This window comes from Legionella septentrionalis (assembly GCF_003989745.1).
In the GTDB taxonomy this organism is placed as follows: domain Bacteria; phylum Pseudomonadota; class Gammaproteobacteria; order Legionellales; family Legionellaceae; genus Legionella_A; species Legionella_A septentrionalis.
This window is the reverse complement of sequence record NZ_RZGS01000063.1, coordinates 1-4,650: the sequence shown is the minus strand read 5'-3', so window position 1 is coordinate 4,650 and position 4,650 is coordinate 1. Positions and strand designations below refer to the sequence as shown.

Sequence of the window (4,650 nt, the reverse complement as noted above, 5' to 3'; positions counted from 1 at the left end):
TTCGATTATATTGAGGTGTTTTACAATCGCAAACGCATCCATTCAACTTTAGGGTTTCAGACCCCTAGCAAATTTGGCATGGTTGCATAAAGTGGGTGTCCGGTTTTTCGAGGTAGGATCAAAAGATAGGGATAGAGACTAACCATAAAAGGGTGAGACCGATGAGAGTTCCAATTGTTGGGGTTTCAATTTCCTTTTGCATTTCTATATTTCTTCTCCCTTAAGTTGGTGCCCATAATTATATGACTAGTGTAACCAGATCATTCTTTGAAACGACTCTACGCTAACTACTAGTCCCCATATATTATAACGGGCTGAGTGCATACTATTACGGTCTTAGTTGACCCTGTATCGATTTCTAGCGGTTTAGCAGACTTCTCCCAAAGCCAATCCTCTCCCGCATCAGAAAAAGCCATTGTAGAGATCAGCATTAACGACATAAGCAGTGGTATCTTGATCATAAAGTACCTATTTACGTAAGCGACTAGTTATTGTTCAATTATAGATCAGGAAAACAATGAATGTCAATTTAGGGTATACCTATATCTTACGTGGAAAATGGTACCCATTGGTGTCATAATAGGGTTATTTTATAATTAATTGACGCAGTGTGTATCTATATCTAGAATATACCTGACATTATTTGTAGGTAAAAACCATGAATGGCAAGCGAATTGGCTATATTCGAGTTAGCAGTATTGATCAAAATGCTGATAGACAGCTTGAAGGTGTTAAGCTTGATAAGATATTTACAGATAAGACATCAGGTGGCAGCCTTAATCGACCACAACTTGCAGCAATGATGGAGTTTATACGAGAAGGAGATACCGTTGTAGCGCATTCTATGGATCGATTAGCCCGAAACTTATCTGACCTACGTAATATTGTGAAAAAACTTACCGATCAGGGTATTAGAGTTGAGTTTATAAAAGAAAATTTAATTTTTACTGGTGAAGATAGTTCTATGTCCATATTAATGCTAAATATCGTGGGCGCAGTTGCAGAGTTTGAAAGATCATTAATTAAAGAACGTCAACGTGAAGGAATTGAGCTGGCAAAGAAGAAAGGAGTTTATAAAGGTCGTAAAAGGGCACTAACAGCTTCTCAGATCAACGATCTAAAAGCAGAGGTACTCGCAGGAGGGAATAAAACTGCGTTGGCTGGTAAGTATGGTATTAGCCGAGAAACACTATACCAGTATCTGAAGAAATAATTTTCTTTTTCATGGTAAAATTTAATTACGGTACAGCCTGGGAAGGCAATGGCCGTGACACGAAGCAAGGGGCTTGATTGAGTTTAAGTCCCTTCTTTTAAGAAAATTGCTTTGTGTCTTTAAATATCCCGGGGTTTGGGGCAGCGCCCCAAGTTAAATCCATTTTCTTCTGCTTACAATTCCTTAAATCTCTTTTATTGATCAAGTTGTTTAATTTTTTTGTGGATAACTTGCTTTTTAATATTTTTTCTCTGTTTTTTTTTATTTTTAGATGATGGCCTAATTGCTTGGAACTCAATGCTGGCAAGGGCTTTGGTTTCTCATTATTCTGAATGAGTGGAGATATTTGAGGTAATGAGTGGAGATATTTGAGGTAATGAGTGGAGATATTTGAGGTAATGAGTGGAGATATTTGAGGCCTCATCCACAGCTATAAGTGGAGTAATTGACATTCATTTTCCACCTGAGATATAAATGGAATAAAAGAAATGGTATTTCATTTATGTCGCTCAAAAAAATAAATAAATCTAATATGCTAGTGGATGCTAGTTATCAGCTATCTCTTTGGGAGCAAAGGCTAATACTTGCAGCCTTAAGCCAGATAAAACCTCAGACTAAAGTCTCTAAAGAAGTAACTATATCTGCCTCTAATTATGCTGAATTAATGCAAATAAGTATGAAAAATGCTCATAGAGAATTATATCAGGCCGCCGAGAAGCTCTATGAAAGAAGTGTTGTGATAAGGCATGAAGACCACACTGAGGAATTTAGATGGATACAGAAAAAAGCCATCTATCATAAAGGAGAGGCAAAAGTATCGTTTACTTGGAGTGATGATGTTCTTATTTATATTAGCGAGCTAAGCGGTAGGTTTACTTCATATCGCTTAGCAGATGTCGCTCAATTAAGAACTTCGTATGCAATTAGGATCTATGAGTTACTTATGAGATTTAACAAAACAAAAGTTAGGTGGATCGACCTAACAGATTTTAGAAGCCTGTTAAAACTTGAAGATAAATATCCTCTATTCAGGGATCTAAATAAATGGGTTATCAAACCATCTATAAAAGAAATAAATACTCATAGTAACTTGCAAGTTTACTTCTCTACGCGAAAAGAAGGGCGTAATGTCTCAAAACTTTACTTTGATTTCGAGGAAAAGAAACAGATGCAATTTTCTTTTGAAAAACTAATATCGAACAAGGACGAACATGGGCGAACAATCAACGAAAATTAGCGCGAAAGAAGCGTCAGATATTGTAGGCTGCTCGATTAGAAAAATACAAAAAATGGTTAAATCCGGTGAGCTTTCTGCTCATAGAGATCAAGGAGGGAGGTATCTAATAGATAAAAGCGAATTTTATCGCGTATTCCCTGATTGCATGGAACGAACTGAGGCGAAAGGTGTTCGCGAACATAGCGAATATGAATTTAAGCTCTTAAGAGAGCAGAATGAGTTTCTAAAGGAGCAGTTGCAAATAGCCAATGAGGAAAAAAGATCCTTGCTAAAAACGCTGGAGTCAACTCAGAAGTTGATTGAACTAAAACCACGTAAAAAGTTTTTAGGTATTTTTTAGTCTAATAAAAACCGCATAGGAATATATGTTGACATTGATATTGTGTCTCAAATGGGATACAATTAACAATAATGTTTGGAGATAATATCATGAGCAAAACAGCTTACATTAGAGCTCGTATCGAGCCTGAGTTAAAAACAGAAGCTGAAGCTATTTTTGATGAATTGGGCATGAGCCCCACCCAAGTTATTACGATGCTGTATAGACAGGTCATAAGAAAGCACGAGATACCATTGGATTTAGATCTACCCAATAAAAAAACCGCGAAAGCTATTGAGGAAGCAAGAGAGGGTAAGGGGATTGTTGCTTGTAAAGATGCTAGCGATTTATTCAGCAAACTAGGGTTGTGATGCTAAGTCCTTTCTATAAAAAGCAATTTGAAAAGGATTTGAGGCGCATAATTAAGCGTGGAAAAGATATTCAAAAGATAAAAGATGTTATAGAAAAACTGATCAATCAAACTCCTTTGGAGCCTAACTATCGCGATCATGCTTTGAAGGGCAACTATGTGGACTGTCGAGAACTGCATATAGAGCCAGACTGGTTATTAATCTATCTAATCCAAAAAAACACAATTACTTTCGTTAGAACTGGTAGTCACGCCGACTTATTTGGATAGCTTACTAACTGGGATAGTAGGGGGTAAAACTTAATACTTGGTTTTATTTATAATTTTATTCAAACAGAGAGCGGGAAGAATATTCTTCTTCTTGAATTTTTGCTTCGTAACCAGCTTTTCTAAGATCGGTAAGAGCGCTAGAAATAGCTTTTTCTAACGAGGTAGATTCCCTTGAAAAATCCAAATAAACGCCATTAGAGTCCGCATGGAATAATGCATCATCACAACCAGCTTCAAAAATTTGGCTCGCTAACTCTTCTGTAAATTCTTTAGTATTTAACTTTAAAGTAAATTCATACATAGAATTCATTCTTAATGAGTGCATTTTTTAACCTTCCTTAATATCATTTTTGCCATATTTGAAGGATTCTTCGGTGTAGTATAGATAATCATTGCGCACCACTCAGCATGGGGGAAGCTAAGAAATTTCGCTGGACAAGTAATTTTTCCCCAAGCATGCGAATTCCCACCTAACCCAAGTTTTTTAACCGTCCAATTGTTTAGTACCGCTTCATCAATCGCTTTTTTAATATCCTTGTCTGGATGAGAAGGGGCGCTCATTTATACTTCCTTGTTAATCCATTAGCCTAATTATAGCATTAGTAATTCAGCGTGGCCGTCAGGTAGGAGGACATACGATCTTACGGGTTAAGCTACCAGAGCTACTGAGGACAGAATCTAAGAATAAAGCGAGCAACACATTGATTAGACAAAAAAAAGACAGCCTAATGGCTGCCTGATCCTTATTCTTGAGTTCTGCCTCGAAAGCTCCAAAGGTATTGGTTAATTACCTTAATAGTGTTTTTCTTGATCCCTACTTAATAGTTCATGGGATCACGCTCACTAAGCAGTATAGACTATACCAAAGGATTTGTCAAGTTTTTATTCTATTTTATTTATTTTTGCGCACATTTTTGTGAATTTTTCTTACAACATAGGACGGACACCCCTAATTATATCGAACCATAATATAGCTGACTTGCCCCCACGGGGGCGCGGCAATTTCCATTTGAAAAAGTTAAAAAACATTTAAATCGATCAATCCCCAGATTGTGGGACTGCTCTTATCTGCTTATTGAGACTATGAACAGGAATGACCACGTAATTACTAATTAGTTGATTTGATCCCTCCTCGATTAGCCGTACACCTTGTTTAAGAGATATAATCTCATCAACAAGGAGTAGCAATGGTCAGAAGTATCTACACAAAAGAGTTCAAAGTTAAAGCAATTGAATTTCTA

General features: G+C 36.7%; 8 protein-coding genes. 6 read left to right on the top strand and 2 right to left on the bottom strand.

Annotated elements, in window-relative coordinates:
* Positions 1 to 9: 9 nt before the first annotated feature.
* The 6 genes from ELY11_RS12845 (at position 10) to ELY11_RS12000 (ending at position 3,409) form a co-directional block, all read left to right on the top strand.
* Entirely contained in the window at positions 10 to 90 is an 81-nt protein-coding gene (locus ELY11_RS12845) for a hypothetical protein (protein ID WP_407656459.1), read from the top strand.
* Positions 91 to 658: 568 nt separating this feature from the next.
* Entirely contained in the window at positions 659 to 1,213 is a 555-nt protein-coding gene (locus ELY11_RS12020) for a recombinase family protein (protein ID WP_127033810.1), read from the top strand.
* A gap of 502 nt (positions 1,214 to 1,715) precedes the next feature.
* On the top strand, positions 1,716 to 2,450 hold the full coding sequence (locus ELY11_RS12015; protein WP_127033807.1) for a replication initiation protein: 735 nt from the start codon (positions 1,716 to 1,718) through the stop codon (positions 2,448 to 2,450).
* Positions 2,425 to 2,790 carry a helix-turn-helix domain-containing protein gene (locus ELY11_RS12010; RefSeq protein ID WP_127033804.1) on the top strand — a complete coding sequence of 122 codons (366 nt, stop codon included), beginning with the start codon at positions 2,425 to 2,427 and terminating at the stop codon, positions 2,788 to 2,790. Before ELY11_RS12015 ends, ELY11_RS12010 begins: the two co-directional genes overlap by 26 nt.
* Before the next feature lie 89 nt (positions 2,791 to 2,879).
* On the top strand, positions 2,880 to 3,140 hold the full coding sequence (locus ELY11_RS12005; protein ID WP_158615205.1) for a type II toxin-antitoxin system RelB/DinJ family antitoxin: 261 nt from the start codon (positions 2,880 to 2,882) through the stop codon (positions 3,138 to 3,140).
* Positions 3,140 to 3,409, top strand: coding sequence for a type II toxin-antitoxin system RelE/ParE family toxin (locus tag ELY11_RS12000; protein ID WP_127033798.1), 270 nt, complete (start codon positions 3,140 to 3,142; stop codon positions 3,407 to 3,409). The genes ELY11_RS12005 and ELY11_RS12000 overlap by 1 nt, the downstream gene beginning before the upstream one ends.
* Positions 3,410 to 3,464: 55 nt before the next feature.
* Here ELY11_RS12000 and ELY11_RS11995 read toward each other — a convergent pair whose 3' ends face one another.
* Both ELY11_RS11995 and ELY11_RS11990 read right to left on the bottom strand, forming a co-directional pair.
* Entirely contained in the window at positions 3,465 to 3,710 is a 246-nt protein-coding gene (locus ELY11_RS11995; protein WP_127033795.1) for a hypothetical protein, read from the bottom strand.
* An 11-nt stretch (positions 3,711 to 3,721) separates the two neighbouring features.
* The gene (locus ELY11_RS11990) at positions 3,722 to 3,970 is read right to left on the bottom strand and encodes a hypothetical protein (protein ID WP_127033792.1); all 249 of its coding nucleotides are present in this window, start codon (positions 3,968 to 3,970) and stop codon (positions 3,722 to 3,724) included.
* Between the last annotated feature and the right edge of the window lie 680 nt (positions 3,971 to 4,650).

What these genes read in the sequence shown, in the direction of transcription:
- ELY11_RS12020 (WP_127033810.1), top strand. Translation starts at nt 659, where the DNA reads ATGAATGGCAAGCGAATTGGCTATATTCGAGTTAGCAGTATTGATCAA.
- ELY11_RS12000 (WP_127033798.1), top strand. Translation starts at nt 3,140, where the DNA reads ATGCTAAGTCCTTTCTATAAAAAGCAATTTGAAAAGGATTTGAGGCGC.
- ELY11_RS11995 (WP_127033795.1), bottom strand. Translation starts at nt 3,710, where the DNA reads ATGTATGAATTTACTTTAAAGTTAAATACTAAAGAATTTACAGAAGAG.
- ELY11_RS12005 (WP_158615205.1), top strand. Translation starts at nt 2,880, where the DNA reads ATGAGCAAAACAGCTTACATTAGAGCTCGTATCGAGCCTGAGTTAAAA.
- ELY11_RS12015 (WP_127033807.1), top strand. Translation starts at nt 1,716, where the DNA reads ATGTCGCTCAAAAAAATAAATAAATCTAATATGCTAGTGGATGCTAGT.
- ELY11_RS11990 (WP_127033792.1), bottom strand. Translation starts at nt 3,970, where the DNA reads ATGAGCGCCCCTTCTCATCCAGACAAGGATATTAAAAAAGCGATTGAT.
- ELY11_RS12010 (WP_127033804.1), top strand. Translation starts at nt 2,425, where the DNA reads ATGGGCGAACAATCAACGAAAATTAGCGCGAAAGAAGCGTCAGATATT.